The sequence below is a fragment of the Thalassobacillus pellis genome (genome assembly GCF_016908295.1).
Taxonomy (GTDB): domain Bacteria; phylum Bacillota; class Bacilli; order Bacillales; family Halobacillaceae; genus Thalassobacillus; species Thalassobacillus pellis.
The window spans coordinates 34,239-49,881 of sequence record NZ_JAFBDO010000005.1; the positions used below are offsets into that span (position 1 = coordinate 34,239).

Sequence of the window (15,643 nt, forward strand, 5' to 3'; positions counted from 1 at the left end):
TGTGCTCATCAGGAATTGGAGGGGCTGACGTGTTACTGGCAGATAAATATAAGAAAGTAGATTACGGCAAGCTTATTTATCTGGAAAGAGTAAAACAAGGATTAACCCAGGAACAACTTTCCCGTGGCGTTTGCTCAATCACTTATTTGAGTAAATTGGAAAATCATCGTATCAGTGATCCTAATCAAGAAACCGTTGAATTGCTACTGAATAAACTCGATCTCACTTACTATGAACAGGAATCCATTGTAGCCGAATGTCTGGAAAATATGGAGCGGTTGTATAAAAATATAACCAGCAAAAATGAGTTGGACATGAAAAGATATTACAAACGTTTGAAAGCGCTTTCCGAAAGTTTTTCTCCGGATCTTTCCATCTGGTCTGATTTAGTTTCAATTCGTTATTTTGTTTATTGGAAAAACTTCCAATCAGCGAAAAGATTGCACGCCAAACTACATAATATCCAAGACAAGCTTGATGACTATCAATCTTTTTACTTCCACTATTTTTCCGGGCTTGTCCATTGTCTTAATAAAAAATATGACCAGGGGACAACTGATCTGCACGTGGCAGAAAAGCTTGCAGCTGCTCATAACCTGGTCGATCCCGAACTTTTCTATCATCTCGCACTGACCTACAGCCATTTGAACAATGCCTCACTCGCCATCTATTATTCTCAGACCGCCAAAAGCCACTACGACCAGTCCATGAATATTTACCGAAGTCTTGATTGCCAAGTGATCGTGGGAATCAATTATTTACGGATTAAACGCTATGAAAAAGCTGAAAGAGTGTTCACAGATATTCTGGAGGTTGCCGGATCCATTCAAAATTCCTTTATTACCGGAAAAGTCTGTCATAATCTAGGCTACTTATATGCTGAGAAAGGAGAAACCAGCCTTGCCCTGAACTATTTCCATCAAAGTTTGGAGAATAAGGAGCAAGGGACGGAAAACTATTACCGAACCGTACTGCAAATCGTAGAAACCCATCAGAAGGCTGGCGAAATCCAGGCGGCAATGGACTGGGTGGAAAAAGCATTACTGGATAGCCGGGTGAATGACAACGAGTTGAACATTCCGTTCCAGTTGAAAAAGTTAGAACTGGAAGGGGATAAAAATGCTTATTACACGTATATCAAAGAGACCGCAATCCCCCACTTTTTAAGAGTCAACAATCGTAAGGACGTCAAGAAATATGCAGAGAAAGCAGCTCTGTACCTGGAGGAAAACTTTCATTACAAGAAAGCCAATCATTATTATAAATTGATATTAATGCAAGGAGGTGATTCAGGATGAAAAAAGGTTTGTTGAAATTAATGCTGCTTTTATTCGTAAGCAGTTCCGCAATTTATAGCATGCAAGGGCTGGATGATGTACAGAAGCTTGGTGCAGCAGACCAGCCAAATTATTCCGATGAAGACCATCCGGAATATTAATACTTAGAAGCGGACGGGGCAAAACTCTTCCCAAGAAGGAGGCAGCCCCGTTTTTCTATTTTCCCTCTTCCCCGGGAGAACCAGAATCTGGTTCTCCCGGGGAAGAGGGAAGGGGTTTGGCAATCCTTCGATTCGTGGAAGCTTTTTAACCGATGCAGGTATTTTAGCGAATCCTGTAGAATAATGAATTGATTGCTAGAAAAAGGAGTGTTGTTGATGAAATACCAGGCTACACCTTACCTGATGTTTGATGGAAAAGCGAAAGAAGCTCTTGAATTTTACAGGGACGCCTTTGATGGTGAAATCCTTGCAATGGAGACTTTCGGTAATGCCGATTATCCTACTCCTCCTGAAGCAGAAGACCGCATCATGCACGCCCAGTTTAAAAAAGGTGAGCTGTTTTTGATGGCATCGGACAGCTTTCCGGATCAGAAAGTTCAGGTTGGGGATAATGTCTCACTGGTATTGGAGTTTGAGAGTGAGGAAGAGATCAAAAAGCTTTATGACAGATTCCGTGAAAGAGGGACTGTCTTGATGGAACTGCAGGATACTTTTTGGGGAGCTAAGTATGCCAAAGTAAAAGATCCGTTCGGTGTCACCTGGGATTTTAATTACACAATATCTGCAGAATAGCGAGTTTTTTTCACGTTTAATAGGAAAGAGCCACGTGAACACAGTTGTTGCGTGGTTCTTTTTTATAAGAATCTGAACTTGCCGTATTCTCGGCTTTGGAAGAAATGTTCCGATCTATGAAAAAAGTGACAGGTTATATTGAGTTATAAGGAGGCGCTTCCATGACTGCTAGAATTACATTATCTTTTTTCTTCTGGTTAACCAGTTTTCTTGCACTTATTCATTTTTTACATCCGACCCTCCATAAGTACATATTTATTGTTTCCGTAATACCTGTTTTCTTCTTTCTTTTACTGAGAAATCAAGTCACTTTCCTTATAATGATTGCCTTTACGATACTTTCCTCTCTTACCTTCTTGGGAATTGCTTTCTGGTGGGGGTGGTCATCAGGTAATCAACTGACTTGGATTGGTGTTCACGCCCTTCTGATGCTGCATTTTTGGTCTGTGTACATATTAGCAAGCAGTATTCGTTCTTTAACAGAAGCAAACAAGTCACTAAAACGCCGTATAACGGAATTGGAAGAATACGTGTCTGGTACAAAGGCACTGTCCAGAAGGGAATTCGAAAAGCAGAGTGAGATTATCATCAACACAATGAAAAGAAGACAGGAAAAGGGATATATGGTATCGGTGGAGTTTGGGGAGCTGCCGGAAAGGGTCAAACCGACAAGCTTTGCCAAAATAGCGACCGCCATTTATGATTCTATTCGCAAGCATTATGATCTGGTAGGAAAATACGATAACGAGACAGCCATGTACCTGCTTCAAAACACGAATGAAGAAGGTTTACAGTTGGTGAACGATCGAATCATCAGGAAACTGAAAGAAAGCTTTACGGATGAGGCGATTTCCTTGATGAACTGGGTGACTGAAGAAATAGGGAAACCAGATGATCAGGCCAAGAAGGGGATACATTTATGAAAAAGGCTTTTATAGTAATCCTGTTCGCCTTTACAGGGCTCGCCGTTTTATCTGTTATAGGATGGTTGACTGTGGATACCATTTTCTTATTTACCACTGGATTATTTGTAAGCTTATTGTTCTATTACTCGTTACTTGCAGTAGCGGGATTATATTATCGTTCCAAAAAGACAGGAAGTAAGACTCTTAAACACTATCCCCGTGTGGATATACTTATCCCGGCCCATAATGAGGCTGTAGTAATTGAGGATACTTTAAATGCCATGGTGGGGCTCGAGTATCCTGGTGAACTGAACATATATGTGCTGAATGACAATTCCACCGACGGGACAGCGGATATTGTGGAGCAGTATGTACGAACCTACAGGCATCTTCATCATATCCAGGTCCCCCGAGGGGAACCAAAAGGAAAATCCAGGGTGCTGAACCATGGGTTGTCCATATCAAATGGAGAATTGTTTTGTGTGTATGATGCCGATAATCAGCCAGAACCACAGGCTCTCAGGCTATTGGTCGAAACGGCTATGGAATCTGAAAATGCTGCAGGAGCTGTGGGCTATGTAAAAACTTTAAATGAAAAAAAGAATCTCCTGACAAGGATGATTTCAATCGAATTCCAGGTATTCCAACTGTTAATGCAGTCCGGTCGCTGGCAATTATTTCGAACAGGTTCTCTGACAGGAACGAACATGCTGGTAAAACGGTCAGTGATGGAGGAATTGGGGGGGTACGACCCATATGCCATTGCGGAAGACGCAGAGTTAACGCTCCGCATCACGAGACAAGGTTTCTACTTACCGATTGTACCTCACTCTGTAACATGGGAGCAGGAACCGGAAACCCTGCCAGTCTATATTAAGCAGCGGACAAGGTGGCTTCAGGGGAATCTGTATATCGTTGAACAAACATTACGCGTCCCCGGCTACTTCCGTGGGAAATTGAAGATACACTCCATTCATCAGCTGATGGTATATGTGGTCTTTTGGATCTTTCTCATCCTATCGTCCTTATGGTTTATCTTAGGTGTGCTGGGTGTTTTTTATGTCTCTTATTCCGTCCCGTTATTATTTATCTGGTATGTTTCCTACATCATCTATACGGCGCAATTAATGAGTGCCCAGGCTGCTGAACGATCTTTCACGAGTGGTAATATAGCTGTCAGTTTCATCATGTATTTCACCTATGCCCAGATGTTTTCTTATTTGTTCGTACGAAGTCTATGGCTCTATTTAAAAGCCAAAAAGAATCAGCAGATAATCGGGTGGGATAAAACATCACGCTTTAAGCAAAAAATTTAGCGTTCCTCTTGTAAGAAATTACAGGAATGATGGGACAAAAAAATCTTATTCAAAGAAAGACCCGAACCACGTGTGCACAAATGGTTCGGGTCATCTTTCTACTTTAGGATTTTTTTTTATTTCTCATTTTTTAGAGGCCAGAGTTACATATAACTGCTGATAGGCTTTTGCTTCTTCCGGCATTCCTTTTTCATTATAAATTTTTGCAAGCCACTGGACAGGAACGGGGTCATTCTTTTTCAGCTCCATTTCCCAGCTGAAGCAATCAATTGCGCCATCGAGATATTGGAATTGATAATACATCTCTCCGAGGAGAAGCTGACGATCAGGGTCCTCAATTAATGTTTGGATAGTATTCACTTTTTTGATGATTGGCTGGGCCTGAGGTATCGCAGCAAGCGGCTGAAGCCAATGGGTTACGTATTCCAGGTCATGCTCTTTCATTAGTAATGTAACAGCTTGATGCAGTAAACTGGAAGCCTTAACTGGATGGGAAGGAAAGAGTGATACGAGTAAGCTGTTCAGCATATCGCTATGGATGGCAGCTGATTTAACATCGACTTTGTCTAACAATCTAGTCAGCTGATCGCTCTGCTTCTTCGTGAGTTTCACATTTTGTTCTCCAATCAGTAAAAGAAGCTTCTCGATTTGTTCATTGTTTAAATAGTGGTGTATCAGGTCTGCATGGAGAGGAGTAAAGGCAGGAAGGTGCTGATAAAGCCCTTCAAGGAAGCGGCTTATTTCGTTTTCATTGAAATGGTTGTTCAGGTAAGTGATGAGAGATGCATACTTTTCTTCAGAAGGGTCGGTAATCAATGCGTCAATGGACAATGCAGTATAGTCGATCCACCTCTCTTGCTGATTTATCAACTCTGCTAATCGATCGTACCTTTTGCTCGAAAACAGTGCTTTCTCATAATAAAGAGGATCTTTTGCTGCTAAATCCGTATCAAGCTTTTCATACTTCTCCTGGTATTTTTGTAATTCCATCTCATTTATCAATCCACTGGTCCATTCTTTGAGTGGTTCAAAATCTTCAAGAACCCGGATTATTCGGTAACAGGAAAATAATTTCCCTCCACGACGGTCCTCGTAATATAGGCTTTGTATATGTTTCGTTAATGTCTCGTCTGGTACATAGGATTCAAAAAATGTAGCTATCATTACGGATTCTTGGGCGGAATAATAATTATTTAACGAATGGAGCAGCTTATTTATGCCTGGTTTTTTGATGGGCTGGTTAACAGAAGCTATAGAAAAGATTAAAGGGTGGGGAGATTCAAAGATGATGCCATGCCTAAAAGCTTTCTCGATATAGGGTCCTGAATGATTACTGTCAGGCTGGACGACCGTCAGAAAACGGTCCTTGTAATAAATGGCAAAATAGGGGTTGTTAGTTGAGTCATAAGCCTCGAGTATTTGGCTTTGCAGGTAGACAGCCATCCTTTCCACCTTCAAAGGTATGGTTTTTTTGTTATCTTTCAAAGACAGGATGATTGATTCCACACTATCCCTCCTTCTAATTAGTTCAACTATAACACATTAAGGACTTCTACTGATGAAAAGACTGACCAACCTAAATCAGGGAAGACATAGCCTGAGGAAAAACAACTTTTCTTCCGCAAGTTTTTCTTACGACCAGGTGCGATAGACACTTCCCTTTCCGCGGACGAGCGCCCGAGCTTTTTCGCAAAGCCCACGCTTGGCGATCTCGGCTCACTCGTTCTTCCGCAGGAGTGGATGTGTCCTCGCTCCTTGGATATAATACATAAGTCTAAATAAATTTAGACAGCAGAAAAATAAATAGAGACTCCCATGCAAGCGGAAAGCGAAGGCTGTTGGGGGTGCAGTCTGCTGTAAAGTGTTTTATCACTATCAATTCTTATAATTACCTAGTGGAAAACCCGAACAATTTACACATAAATTGTTCGGGTTTTCCACTAGGTAATATTTTTTGTATCAGATTTGTGAATGCCTATGTCAGGCCATTCAATTGATGGGGATTATTCGAATTTGCTCGGGAAATTCGTCAAATCAATCCCCCATACAGCCGGGAGCAAGAAGTAAATGAAAATTGCTAGGACGACAATCGATAATAAGTTAAGCCATACACCAGCCTTGGCCATATCTGGGATCCGCAGATAACCTGATCCAAACACGACCGCATTTGGCGGGGTGGCGACAGGAAGCATGAAGGCACAGGATGCGGCGACCCCTGCAGCAATCATAAGACTGTATGGATGAACACTTAGTGCGGATGCAAGGGAAGCCATAATCGGGAACATCATCGTTGCAGTAGCTGTATTAGATGTGATTTCGGTCAAGAAAATGACCAGTGTAATGACTGAAAGCAGGATAACGAAGAATGGAACGTTATCGAGTACGGTCAGTTGTTCCCCAATCCATTGGGCAAGTCCTGACTCCACGAACCCTGCAGCGATGGCAAGTCCACCACCAAATAGTAACAGGATGCCCCAAGGCAGCTTTTTCGCTGTGTCCCAATCAATCAATGCTTCACCCTTATAACGTTTGGAAGGGACGATGAACAGAACAATTGATGCACTGATAGCAATAATGGCATCGTTAATTCCTGGAACAATTTCATTCAGGAAAAAAGAGCGGGTTATCCAGGAAAAGGCAGTCAGCACGAAGATCGTCATGACAGCTTTTTCTTCTGGGGACATTCCGCCCAAAGCCTTTCGCTCGTCCTGTATCACTTTTTTGCCGCCTGGCAGCTGATTCAGCTTCATTTTGAAAGCGAATTTAGCCAAATAGACCCAAGTAATGAGTAATAGCACAATAGCAATCGGTACTCCGAACAGCATCCAACGGGCGAATGAAATTTCTATTCCATAAAGCTCAGTGACCATTCCGGCAAAAATAGTATTCGGCGGTGTGCCGATCAACGTTCCAAGTCCGCCAATCGATGCCGAATAAGCAATCCCTAACATCAGCGCCTTGCCAAAATTGAAATTCATCGGGCTTGTATCAATGCTGTCATCGTCCTTTAGAATATCGGACACTTGGTAGATGATCGCGAGCCCGATCGGTACCATCATCATGGATGTTGCGGTATTAGAAATCCACAAGGATAAAAAACCGGTAGCAACCATGAATCCTAGCACAATCCGTTCCGTATTGGTGCCAATAGCTGCAATTATGGCGAGTGCTATCCTTTTATGCAGGTCCCAACGCTGCATGGCGAGTGCGATAATGAACCCACCCATGAACAAGAAAATGGTGTCATCCCCGTATGAGGAAGCAGTGGGACCAATTTCAAGGCCTCCAGTTAACGGGAACAGAACGATTGGTAACAAAGACGTCGCTGGAATAGGAATAGCTTCTGTTATCCACCAGGTGGCAATCCAGATGGTTGAAGCCAATATAGCGATTCCTTGCTGAGAAAGGTTCTCCGGGTCAAAAAACAATAATATAAGAACAAATAAAAGCGGTCCAAGCCAGAGTCCAACCTTTTGCCTTGTGTCCCATCCAGGCGGTTCTTCCTGATTGGTATTCGCTGTTTTGTCTTTGGAATCCGATGAATTCCAGTGCTCTGTGTTACCGCTTGCAAAAAAACGAATCAGATTTTTTACTTCTGCATGCTTTTCCCAAAGCAGCTGCCATAAAGCAGCAATTCCGTATGCGGCTTTCATCATACAACCTCCTGTAATAGTAGTTGGAAAAAATAAGATAAAGATATCTCTTACTTTTTCCCTATTCCAAATGAAAATAAACCATTATTTTCCCCCATCTCACTTTTTTCTGCTAATAGTGAATCTATTTTTTACATGGAATATGAAACTTTTACCATATACCGCCCGTATAAATAAGAAGATCGCACCAATTCAGGAGAGGATGTGATAAAGATAGAAATAGTGATTATCTACTGGTGGTTATTATGGGGAAGCCTTGGGGCCGCAGTTCTTTCCCTGTTTTTTAGTGAGTTGATCGAAGGCCTGTTTGGTGGGCTGGATGAATTATTCCATCCGTTATTATTATTTGGCACTTTATCCGTTATAGGTGGGGCTGGTGTTCTGTTGACTAAGTATACCGGTCTTGGAACAATTATTGTTTCACTGGTCAGTATTATCGCTGGTATAGGTGCTTATATGATGATTTACCATTACTTAGTCATTCCAATGTCGAAGGCGGAATCCTCTACAGCTATATCTGTCCAGGACTTAGAAGGGAAGATTGGGGAAGTGATAACGACCATTCCATTAGATGGCATGGGAGAGGTGTTCATCGAGTCCACGAGTGGAAGCAGGAGTGAAAGCGCCAAGAGCTTTGAAGAGAAGACAATCAAGCAAGGCTCACGAGTAGTTGTGGTAGAAGTAAAGGAGCACATATTGTATGTATCAGAATGGGAAGATCAATTAGGGTAGGAGGAGAAGTATGGATTTATTAATAGTATTAGGTGTAATTGCCGGTGTCATTCTGGCGTTCTCAATTATGTTTATCGTCAGATATAAAACTGTCGGAGCAGACGATGCCATGATCATAACTGGCAGCTTTCTAGGCAGTAAGAACGTACATAGAGCCGATGATGGGAGCGGGATAAAAATAGTCAGAGGAGGCGGGGCATTTATCCTCCCTGTTTTTCAACAGGCTGAATTGATCAGTCTGCGCTCTCACAGCCTGGATATCTCTACGCCGAATGTTTATACCGAAAATGGCGTTCCGGTCATGGCAGATGGAACGGCTATCATCAAAGTTCAAAGCACAACTGAGGGTATTGCAACTGCCGGGGAACAATTTTTGGGAAAAGATGATTCTGAGCTTCGTAAAGAAGCTCAGGAAGTTCTTGAAGGTCATCTCCGGGCTATTCTCGGTACGATGACAGTGGAAGAAATCTACAAAAACCGGGAACGTTTTGCCCAGGAAGTACAAACCCAGGCAGCGGTTGATCTTAGAAAAATGGGGCTTCAGATTGTTTCTTTTACCATCAAGGATGTGCAGGATGAAAATGGCTACCTGGAAGCTCTAGGAAAGCCTCGTATTGCAGAAGTGAAACGGGATGCGCAAATAGCAGAAGCAAATGCTATGCGAGATGCCCGCATCCAAAAGGCGAGTGCAGAGAGGGAAAGTAAACGGGCCGAGCTTCAGAGTGAAACTCAAATTGCCGAGTCTTCGAAGGATAAAGAGTTGAAAGTAGCTGCTTATAAACGGGAACAGGATACCTCGAAAGCTGAAGCGGACATGGCTTATAAATTGCAAGAAGCAAAATCCCAGCAGCAAATCAAAGAAGAAGAGATGCAAATCCAGCTTGTAGAAAAAAATAAATTGATCGATCTGGAAGAGCGGGAAGTACGAAGGAAAGAACGTCAATATGAAGCGGAAATTTCCAGAAAGGCCGAAGCTGAAAGATATGCTGCCGAACAAAAAGCTGAAGCAGATAAACTGACTCGGGTCAAAAAGGCAGAGGCTGAAGCGGAACAGATTCGACTTGATGGTCAGGCAGAGGCAGCTGCAATCAGACAAAAAGGTCTTGCCGAAGCGGAAGCCAAAGAAAAATTAGCTGACGCCATGGAAAAATACGGGGAAGCCGCTATTCTGGAAATGATCATCAAAATGCTGCCAGAGTTCGCTGGTAAGATAGCTGAACCAGTCAGCTCCATCGATAAAGTGACAGTAGTCGATCACGGAAATGGAGAAGGCGATGGGGCAACCAGAATGAGTAATTATGTTACGAGTTTAATGAGTCAGCTTCCTGAAACGTTGAAGGATGTGTCAGGATTTGATATGAAAGGTATGCTTGATAATGTAGCTGCCAACAGCGAGAAAAAAATCAATGACAGCTTTCGACAAGCAGAGAAACAGCCTGTCAAGACAGAATAATGATATTTGTGAAGTAACCAAAAAATCTCTCGAAGAAATTTTCATTTTCTCCGAGAGATTTTTTTTGATTGTACAGGAATTATTAATATAGTTTACCCTGGCGATAAAGAATGGTTGACAGTTTTGTCACAGAGTGAATGTAACAGTTTTGCCTTAGAGGAAATGGGTCCCCGTAGAATTGCGGCAGGATAGTATCCAGTGTGTGCTGCATTTTATCGTATAATAATTCGTATATTTCATCTTCGTTATAAAATTGTGTTTCCCTGCCCTGCATCCATTCGAGATACGATACGATAACACCTCCGGCATTGGCAAGGATGTCCGGGATGATTACTACTCCTTTTTCACTTAAGAACTGATCTGCATCCTCTGTAATCGGTGCGTTCGCTCCTTCGACAATCATATTTGCTTTTATATCTTCTACGTTATTCATATGGATCTGATCTTCCAGAGCAGCAAGTACTAGAGTATCGACCTCAAGAGTCAATAGGCTGTCCCTATCTAAAATGTCAGCTTTTAAATCATATTCTTCCAGTGCATCTTTGGTAGTCGGCAAATCGCCATCATGCTTGGAAGTATATTTCAACAGCCCGGGGATGTCCAACCCTTCTGAGTTATAAACGGTTACGTTCTGGTCACTGACCGCAACAACTTTATTTTGCATGTGATTACACTTATAGGCTTCCATAGCCGCCACGGAACCGACATTACCGAAACCTTGGACAGCCATAGTCAGAGGACGGTCGATATAACCAAGGGCCGTTTTTGCGAATATATTGTCCCCTTCAGAGAGCCAGTTCTGATTCTCTTTGACAAAATTATGAAGCATGTAACGATAGCAGAAATAGACACCTTTCCCGGTTGCTTCCCGTCTGCCTAAGGAACCGCCATTAATGACACTTTTTCCGGTGAAGCTTCCCCGATAGGGCTGGCCAGGATGGATTGTTTTGTATTCTGCCATCATCCAGTCCATTTCCCGTTCGCTCGTACCGACATCGGGTGCCGGAATATCCTTATCTGTGCCGATGATATCGGAGAAATACTGGACGTATTTTTTACAAATCAAATTCAGTTCCTTTGTGGAATAATCCCTAGGTTTAATGATGACTCCGCCTTTTCCGCCTCCGAATGGCACTTCGTGAAGCGCGTTTTTCAATGTCATCAGCTTAGCGAGATTCGACACTTCATCTTCGTTGACAGATTCGTGGAAACGAATACCGCCTTTGTACGGTCCTAGGGTATTATTGTGCTGGACGCGAAAAGCAGGAACACGGACAACTTGTCCATTTTCTAACGCGATACGGAGAAAGGATTTGTTGATATGATTGGGGGTGGATAAGATGGATGCTAGGGACTTGAAGGCCTGCTGCCTGGTATCACCCTGTAAATCAGGTAAAAAATTCTCATCTTCAAGTAATGCGTTCAATGATTGCTGTATGATGTCTTCTGTCTTTTTTTCCATCATAAAAAAATGACCTCCTTATTATTAATTTGAACGAAGAGTAATAGGAAAAAAGGGCATAAGAAAATGCCCCCTATAAACTCAGTCTCTCGACCCACTACTATAATCCTTCCCCGTTTTTCATTACGATTAATCCTTTAATCTGCTTTTAAAAGAGTAATAGTAAAATAGGAGAAGGATACACATAGATAGCCATGCCGTCTGGCAGCCCGAACATCATGGCACAAAAAAACTCCCAGACTATTGTCCGGCAGATGGTAAGGCAATTATTCACTTTCTGTTGGGATTGGTTGTCAGACGCAGATTCCTCCTGCCATCATATAAATTTCAATCCCGGGTTGGTTTTTCCAAAGCTGGTATATTGCAATGCTGACTTTCGCAAAATAGTCTTCGGAAAATTCAGTTAGCTTAACCTGATTAAAGCGGTTGCACCTACCAATGTTATACAGCATATTATTTTGTTTAAGAAACCATGGATGTGGAAAAATGAGGTCACAGGGGAAGGAGGATAATCATGTTAATTCGTTTCGGCTATGTAGCACACGCCCTCGATTTATGGGAAGCATCTCCGCAGAAAACGTTGACGTTTGCGCGCTGGAGTAAGCTTGGATCAGAGGAACGTAAACTCCGGCTGGAGGAAGTTACTAGAAAAAACCTGGAACATACCATTCGAGCGCTCCATTATAATATTGCTCATGAGATTGATATTTACCGCATGTCTTCTTCCATCGTCCCATTAGCAACGCATATGGAGGTCCCTTGGGATTACATCAAACCTTTTAAAGAACTTTATCAGGAGATCGGCGAACTTGTTAAAAAGCATAAGCTTCGGACGAGTTTCCACCCCAACCAGTTCACCTTATTCACCAGCGACAAGGGACATGTAACAGAAAATGCCGTCCGGGATATGGAATATCATTACGCCCTGGCTGAAGCGATGGGCCTGGAAAAAATGATACATATCAATATTCATGTTGGCGGGGCATACGGGGACAAAAAGAATGCGGTAGCCCGCTTCCATGACAATCTGCGTAAACTTCCAAACCATATTAAAGCCCAGATGACTTTGGAAAATGATGATAAAACCTATACTGCTACAGAAACATTGGAAATCTGTGAAAAGGAGAATATTCCGATGATGTTCGATTATCATCACTTTGCGGCAAATCATGAAGACGATGAGTCGTTAGAGGGTTTGCTTCCAAGAATATTCCAAACCTGGGCAGGAAAGGAATATGTGCCGAAAGTCCATGTTTCTTCACCAAAATCAGAGCAAGCTTTCCGCAGCCATGCTGAGTATGTAGACGTAGATTTTTTAATGCCTTTTTTAACAGAACTGAAGAATATAGGTCAACCAATAGATTTCATGGTAGAAGCAAAAGGGAAGGATCTTGCATTGCGAAGGCTTGTAGAGGAAATTTCAGCTATTCGGGGAGTGAGACGTGTAAAAGGGGCGGCAGTGGAATGGTGATCTGCCGCCGATCCATCAGGGACATTCCCTGCTATTAACTTCATAAGCTGTTCGTATGCCCGATTCAATAGCTCCTTCAATCCAGCCATGGAACGAGGAAGTGTGCTCTCCTGCGAAATGCAGTCTTCCCTCAGGCTGCTGGATGATTTCCTTGAAGTTTTTCTGTTGAGGCGGTGTGAAAAGCGTGAAACATCCGGCAGAAAATGGATTCTGTCCCCAGTTAAAGGAAACCCCCTGCAAAAATTCTCGATAGACTTGTGGTCCATAAACTTTCGACAGACCATCCAATGCATAACTGATATGTTCACTCTGCGGCAGACTGTTCCAGAGTAAGGCATTTTGCCCCCAGGTATAACTGGCAAGCATTACACCTGGCCCTGGGGTGCCGATGTTATGACTGGGTATATAGGAAAAATTCGTGAGAGTGTCGGTTGTTGCATTTCCCAGGTTTTGCTGTTCCCAGAATTTATTCCTGAATTCTATACCGATTTTAACTGCCGGGAGGACATTGAGTTCTCGTATCGCTCTTCTTTTATTAAAGGAAATGGAATTGTGGGGAATGACATCTACAAACTGTAATGATGTAAACGGAATAGTAATAATCGCATAGTCCCCAGTAAAGCTATGTGTAGCACCTGTCATTGGATTTCTCGTTTGCATGATGACCCCATTGTCCGTCTGGATGATTTTTTCAACCTTCTGGTTATAAAGAATATTATCTTGTAATCTAGCTACAAAGGCTGCCGGAAGCTGGTCGTTCCCGCCGGTGATCTCGTAAAATTGAACTTCTTCACTAAAGATCGGGTAGGCAACGTCTGTCAGGATATCTACAAAAGAAAACTCTGGGAAACCTTCTATCCCCAGAAGCACGCTGATGCTGGCGATGGCAGCTGGAGATAACGACCTGCCATAAGGATTATCTGATAAAAACTCTTCCATCGAATAAGAAGAAAATTGCTGTTCCATCTGTTCCTTTTCTTCATCGCTTGCCTGCCTATACCGATCGAGAAATGGACGGACAGCATTCAGGAACAGATCCTGGGCAGTTATTCCCTTTTCCCAATCTTCCACGGGGAATTGGAGTATATCGGGGTTCTCGTTGTAAATGGCGCGTGTAGTCAGGATATTATTCGCGAAAAATAAATCCTGTGGATTTGTGTTGTTGAATTTATTGACAGGAAGGTTAAAACGACGTATGTATTCAAAAACAAGTTTATGGGTATCTGGAAGCCGCATCGCTCCCATTTCCATGTAGTTTCCGGGATGAAACGGCTCCCTGATTGTATAAACCCGTCCACCAAACCGGCCGTTCCCTTCTAGTATGGTTACTTCGTTCCCTGCTTCTTTCAACAATAGTCCCGCAACCAGACCCGCCATGCCGGCCCCGGCGATAAGCACTTTTTTCGGGCAGTTGGTTTTTGGCAAACCATCCCGGATAAGGGCTAACATATCTTCTGGATACTCCAAATCTGCATATCCCTTTCCGACGGTTGGAGAATCTCGGTTCATAGCGTCACCCCGCTTTTTCTTCATATTATTCATATGAAAAAGCAAATATGCTCCTGTGCTCTGCAGGCAAGAAAAAACGAGCCCAAATCCAGGCTCGTCTCAGCTTATGGAGAAACCCCTGGTTTTCCCCGAAGCCATTGAAGAAGTTCTTTCTAAATGAGTTGCTAATGTTAGTTGTTCATTCCCAAGAATCGCTTGTCTGTGGATGCTTGCCGTGTCCTCTTTTCCCCAAGCCAGCCTTTTTCTTATCGCCACGAGCGAAAGACCCATCCCTTTTCGTGGACGAGCGCTCGAGCTTCCTCGCGAAACCCACGCTCGGTTGTTGTTCTATTCTTAATTGGAACAAAAAATCACCGCCTAAATAGATTATGATCAACAAGATAACAATGAATAATGAAAGAAAGCAGAAAAAAATCAGGCTGCAGAAACTTTCCGACAGCCTGAAACGAGCATACGAACCTAAATTCAGGCTCGTATGTTTATCATAAATTTTCATTCATAAAGCGGAGGTTAATACTAACGGAGCAGCTTTTCGATATCTTTTTCGATACTCTCCGGGTTTGTTTTTGGCGCATAGCGTTCGAATACTTGTCCATCTTGATCGACTAGAAACTTCGTGAAATTCCACTTAACCTGATCGGAAACTACTCCTGGAGCCTGCTTAATAAGGTATTGAAAGAGGGGGTGGGCTTCCTTGCCTCTTACGTCCGTTTTGCTGAACATTGGGAAGCTAACACCGTAATTAAGCTTGCAGAACTCCTGGATTTCCTCATCGGAACCTGGTTCCTGGTTCATGAACTGGTTACTGGGAAAGCCGAGTACTTCGAAACCATTTTCATGGTATTTATCGTACAATTCCTGCAGGCCTTCATACTGGGGGGTAAACCCACATTTGCTCGCAGTATTGACAATCAACAGCACCTTACCGGAATATTCGCTTAAGGGTTTTTCTTCGCCGGTGATTGTCTTGGCTGAAAAGTCGTGAACACTCATGTTTAAACGCCTCCTTTTATTAAAAAACTAGCAATAACCAGCCTGTTCGTCAAAAATTTATATGCAAATCCAGCTTGT

The 15,643-nt window shown here is 42.8% G+C and carries 13 protein-coding genes; 8 read left to right on the forward strand and 5 right to left on the reverse strand.

Annotated features, from left to right (window positions below):
• Positions 1–29 precede the first annotated feature (29 nt).
• From JOC33_RS15130 to JOC33_RS15150, 5 genes are all read left to right on the forward strand, one after another.
• A complete protein-coding gene (locus JOC33_RS15130) occupies positions 30–1,298 on the forward strand; it encodes a helix-turn-helix domain-containing protein (protein ID WP_205093392.1) in 1,269 nt (422 codons plus the stop codon).
• Complete coding sequence (locus tag JOC33_RS15135) at positions 1,295–1,438, forward strand: hypothetical protein (protein ID WP_205093393.1); 144 nt, start codon at positions 1,295–1,297, stop codon at positions 1,436–1,438. Before JOC33_RS15130 ends, JOC33_RS15135 begins: the two co-directional genes overlap by 4 nt.
• Positions 1,439–1,654: 216 nt before the next feature.
• Positions 1,655–2,071 carry a VOC family protein gene (locus JOC33_RS15140; protein ID WP_205093394.1) on the forward strand — a complete coding sequence of 139 codons (417 nt, stop codon included), beginning with the start codon at positions 1,655–1,657 and terminating at the stop codon, positions 2,069–2,071.
• 161 nt (positions 2,072–2,232) lie between these two features.
• On the forward strand, positions 2,233–2,994 hold the full coding sequence (locus JOC33_RS15145; RefSeq protein ID WP_205093395.1) for a hypothetical protein: 762 nt from the start codon (positions 2,233–2,235) through the stop codon (positions 2,992–2,994).
• Positions 2,991–4,292 carry a glycosyltransferase family 2 protein gene (locus JOC33_RS15150; protein WP_205093396.1) on the forward strand — a complete coding sequence of 434 codons (1,302 nt, stop codon included), beginning with the start codon at positions 2,991–2,993 and terminating at the stop codon, positions 4,290–4,292. Before JOC33_RS15145 ends, JOC33_RS15150 begins: the two co-directional genes overlap by 4 nt.
• 123 nt (positions 4,293–4,415) lie before the next feature.
• On the opposite strand, the gene JOC33_RS15155 is transcribed toward JOC33_RS15150, so the two are convergent.
• Positions 4,416–5,798, reverse strand: a complete 1,383-nt coding sequence (locus JOC33_RS15155) for a hypothetical protein (protein ID WP_205093397.1) — start codon at positions 5,796–5,798, stop codon at positions 4,416–4,418.
• Between the two features lie 497 nt (positions 5,799–6,295).
• Entirely contained in the window at positions 6,296–7,948 is a 1,653-nt protein-coding gene (locus tag JOC33_RS15160; protein WP_239534237.1) for an SLC13 family permease, read from the reverse strand.
• Between the two features lie 201 nt (positions 7,949–8,149).
• Here JOC33_RS15160 and JOC33_RS20410 point away from each other — a divergent pair, with 201 nt between their 5' ends.
• Both JOC33_RS20410 and JOC33_RS15170 read left to right on the forward strand, forming a co-directional pair.
• Positions 8,150–8,677, forward strand: coding sequence for an NfeD family membrane protein (locus tag JOC33_RS20410; protein WP_205093398.1), 528 nt, complete (start codon positions 8,150–8,152; stop codon positions 8,675–8,677).
• Positions 8,678–8,687: 10 nt separating this feature from the next.
• The gene (locus JOC33_RS15170; protein WP_205093399.1) at positions 8,688–10,130 is read left to right on the forward strand and encodes a flotillin family protein; all 1,443 of its coding nucleotides are present in this window, start codon (positions 8,688–8,690) and stop codon (positions 10,128–10,130) included.
• An 82-nt stretch (positions 10,131–10,212) separates the two neighbouring features.
• Here the strand turns inward: JOC33_RS15170 and JOC33_RS15175 are convergent, their stop codons facing one another.
• On the reverse strand, positions 10,213–11,592 hold the full coding sequence (locus JOC33_RS15175) for a Glu/Leu/Phe/Val family dehydrogenase (protein ID WP_205093595.1): 1,380 nt from the start codon (positions 11,590–11,592) through the stop codon (positions 10,213–10,215).
• Between the two features lie 514 nt (positions 11,593–12,106).
• On the opposite strand from JOC33_RS15175, the gene uvsE reads away from it, so the two are divergent.
• The gene (uvsE, locus tag JOC33_RS15180) at positions 12,107–13,063 is read left to right on the forward strand and encodes a UV DNA damage repair endonuclease UvsE (RefSeq protein ID WP_205093400.1); all 957 of its coding nucleotides are present in this window, start codon (positions 12,107–12,109) and stop codon (positions 13,061–13,063) included.
• A gap of 15 nt (positions 13,064–13,078) precedes the next feature.
• Here uvsE and JOC33_RS15185 read toward each other — a convergent pair whose 3' ends face one another.
• Together JOC33_RS15185 and JOC33_RS15190 are read right to left on the reverse strand one after the other, a co-directional pair.
• A complete protein-coding gene (locus JOC33_RS15185; protein WP_205093401.1) occupies positions 13,079–14,572 on the reverse strand; it encodes a flavin monoamine oxidase family protein in 1,494 nt (497 codons plus the stop codon).
• A 516-nt stretch (positions 14,573–15,088) separates the two neighbouring features.
• On the reverse strand, positions 15,089–15,565 hold the full coding sequence (locus tag JOC33_RS15190) for a glutathione peroxidase (protein WP_205093402.1): 477 nt from the start codon (positions 15,563–15,565) through the stop codon (positions 15,089–15,091).
• Positions 15,566–15,643: the final 78 nt, after the last annotated feature.

Excerpts from the sequence above, each read along its gene's own strand:
- JOC33_RS15140 (WP_205093394.1), top strand. The coding sequence starts at position 1,655 with ATGAAATACCAGGCTACACCTTACCTGATGTTTGATGGAAAAGCGAAA.
- JOC33_RS15190 (WP_205093402.1), bottom strand. The coding sequence starts at position 15,565 with ATGAGTGTTCACGACTTTTCAGCCAAGACAATCACCGGCGAAGAAAAA.
- JOC33_RS15170 (WP_205093399.1), top strand. The coding sequence starts at position 8,688 with ATGGATTTATTAATAGTATTAGGTGTAATTGCCGGTGTCATTCTGGCG.
- JOC33_RS15185 (WP_205093401.1), bottom strand. The coding sequence starts at position 14,572 with ATGAACCGAGATTCTCCAACCGTCGGAAAGGGATATGCAGATTTGGAG.
- uvsE (WP_205093400.1), top strand. The coding sequence starts at position 12,107 with ATGTTAATTCGTTTCGGCTATGTAGCACACGCCCTCGATTTATGGGAA.
- JOC33_RS15145 (WP_205093395.1), top strand. The coding sequence starts at position 2,233 with ATGACTGCTAGAATTACATTATCTTTTTTCTTCTGGTTAACCAGTTTT.
- JOC33_RS15135 (WP_205093393.1), top strand. The coding sequence starts at position 1,295 with ATGAAAAAAGGTTTGTTGAAATTAATGCTGCTTTTATTCGTAAGCAGT.
- JOC33_RS15175 (WP_205093595.1), bottom strand. The coding sequence starts at position 11,592 with ATGGAAAAAAAGACAGAAGACATCATACAGCAATCATTGAACGCATTA.
- JOC33_RS15150 (WP_205093396.1), top strand. The coding sequence starts at position 2,991 with ATGAAAAAGGCTTTTATAGTAATCCTGTTCGCCTTTACAGGGCTCGCC.
- JOC33_RS15160 (WP_239534237.1), bottom strand. The coding sequence starts at position 7,948 with ATGATGAAAGCCGCATACGGAATTGCTGCTTTATGGCAGCTGCTTTGG.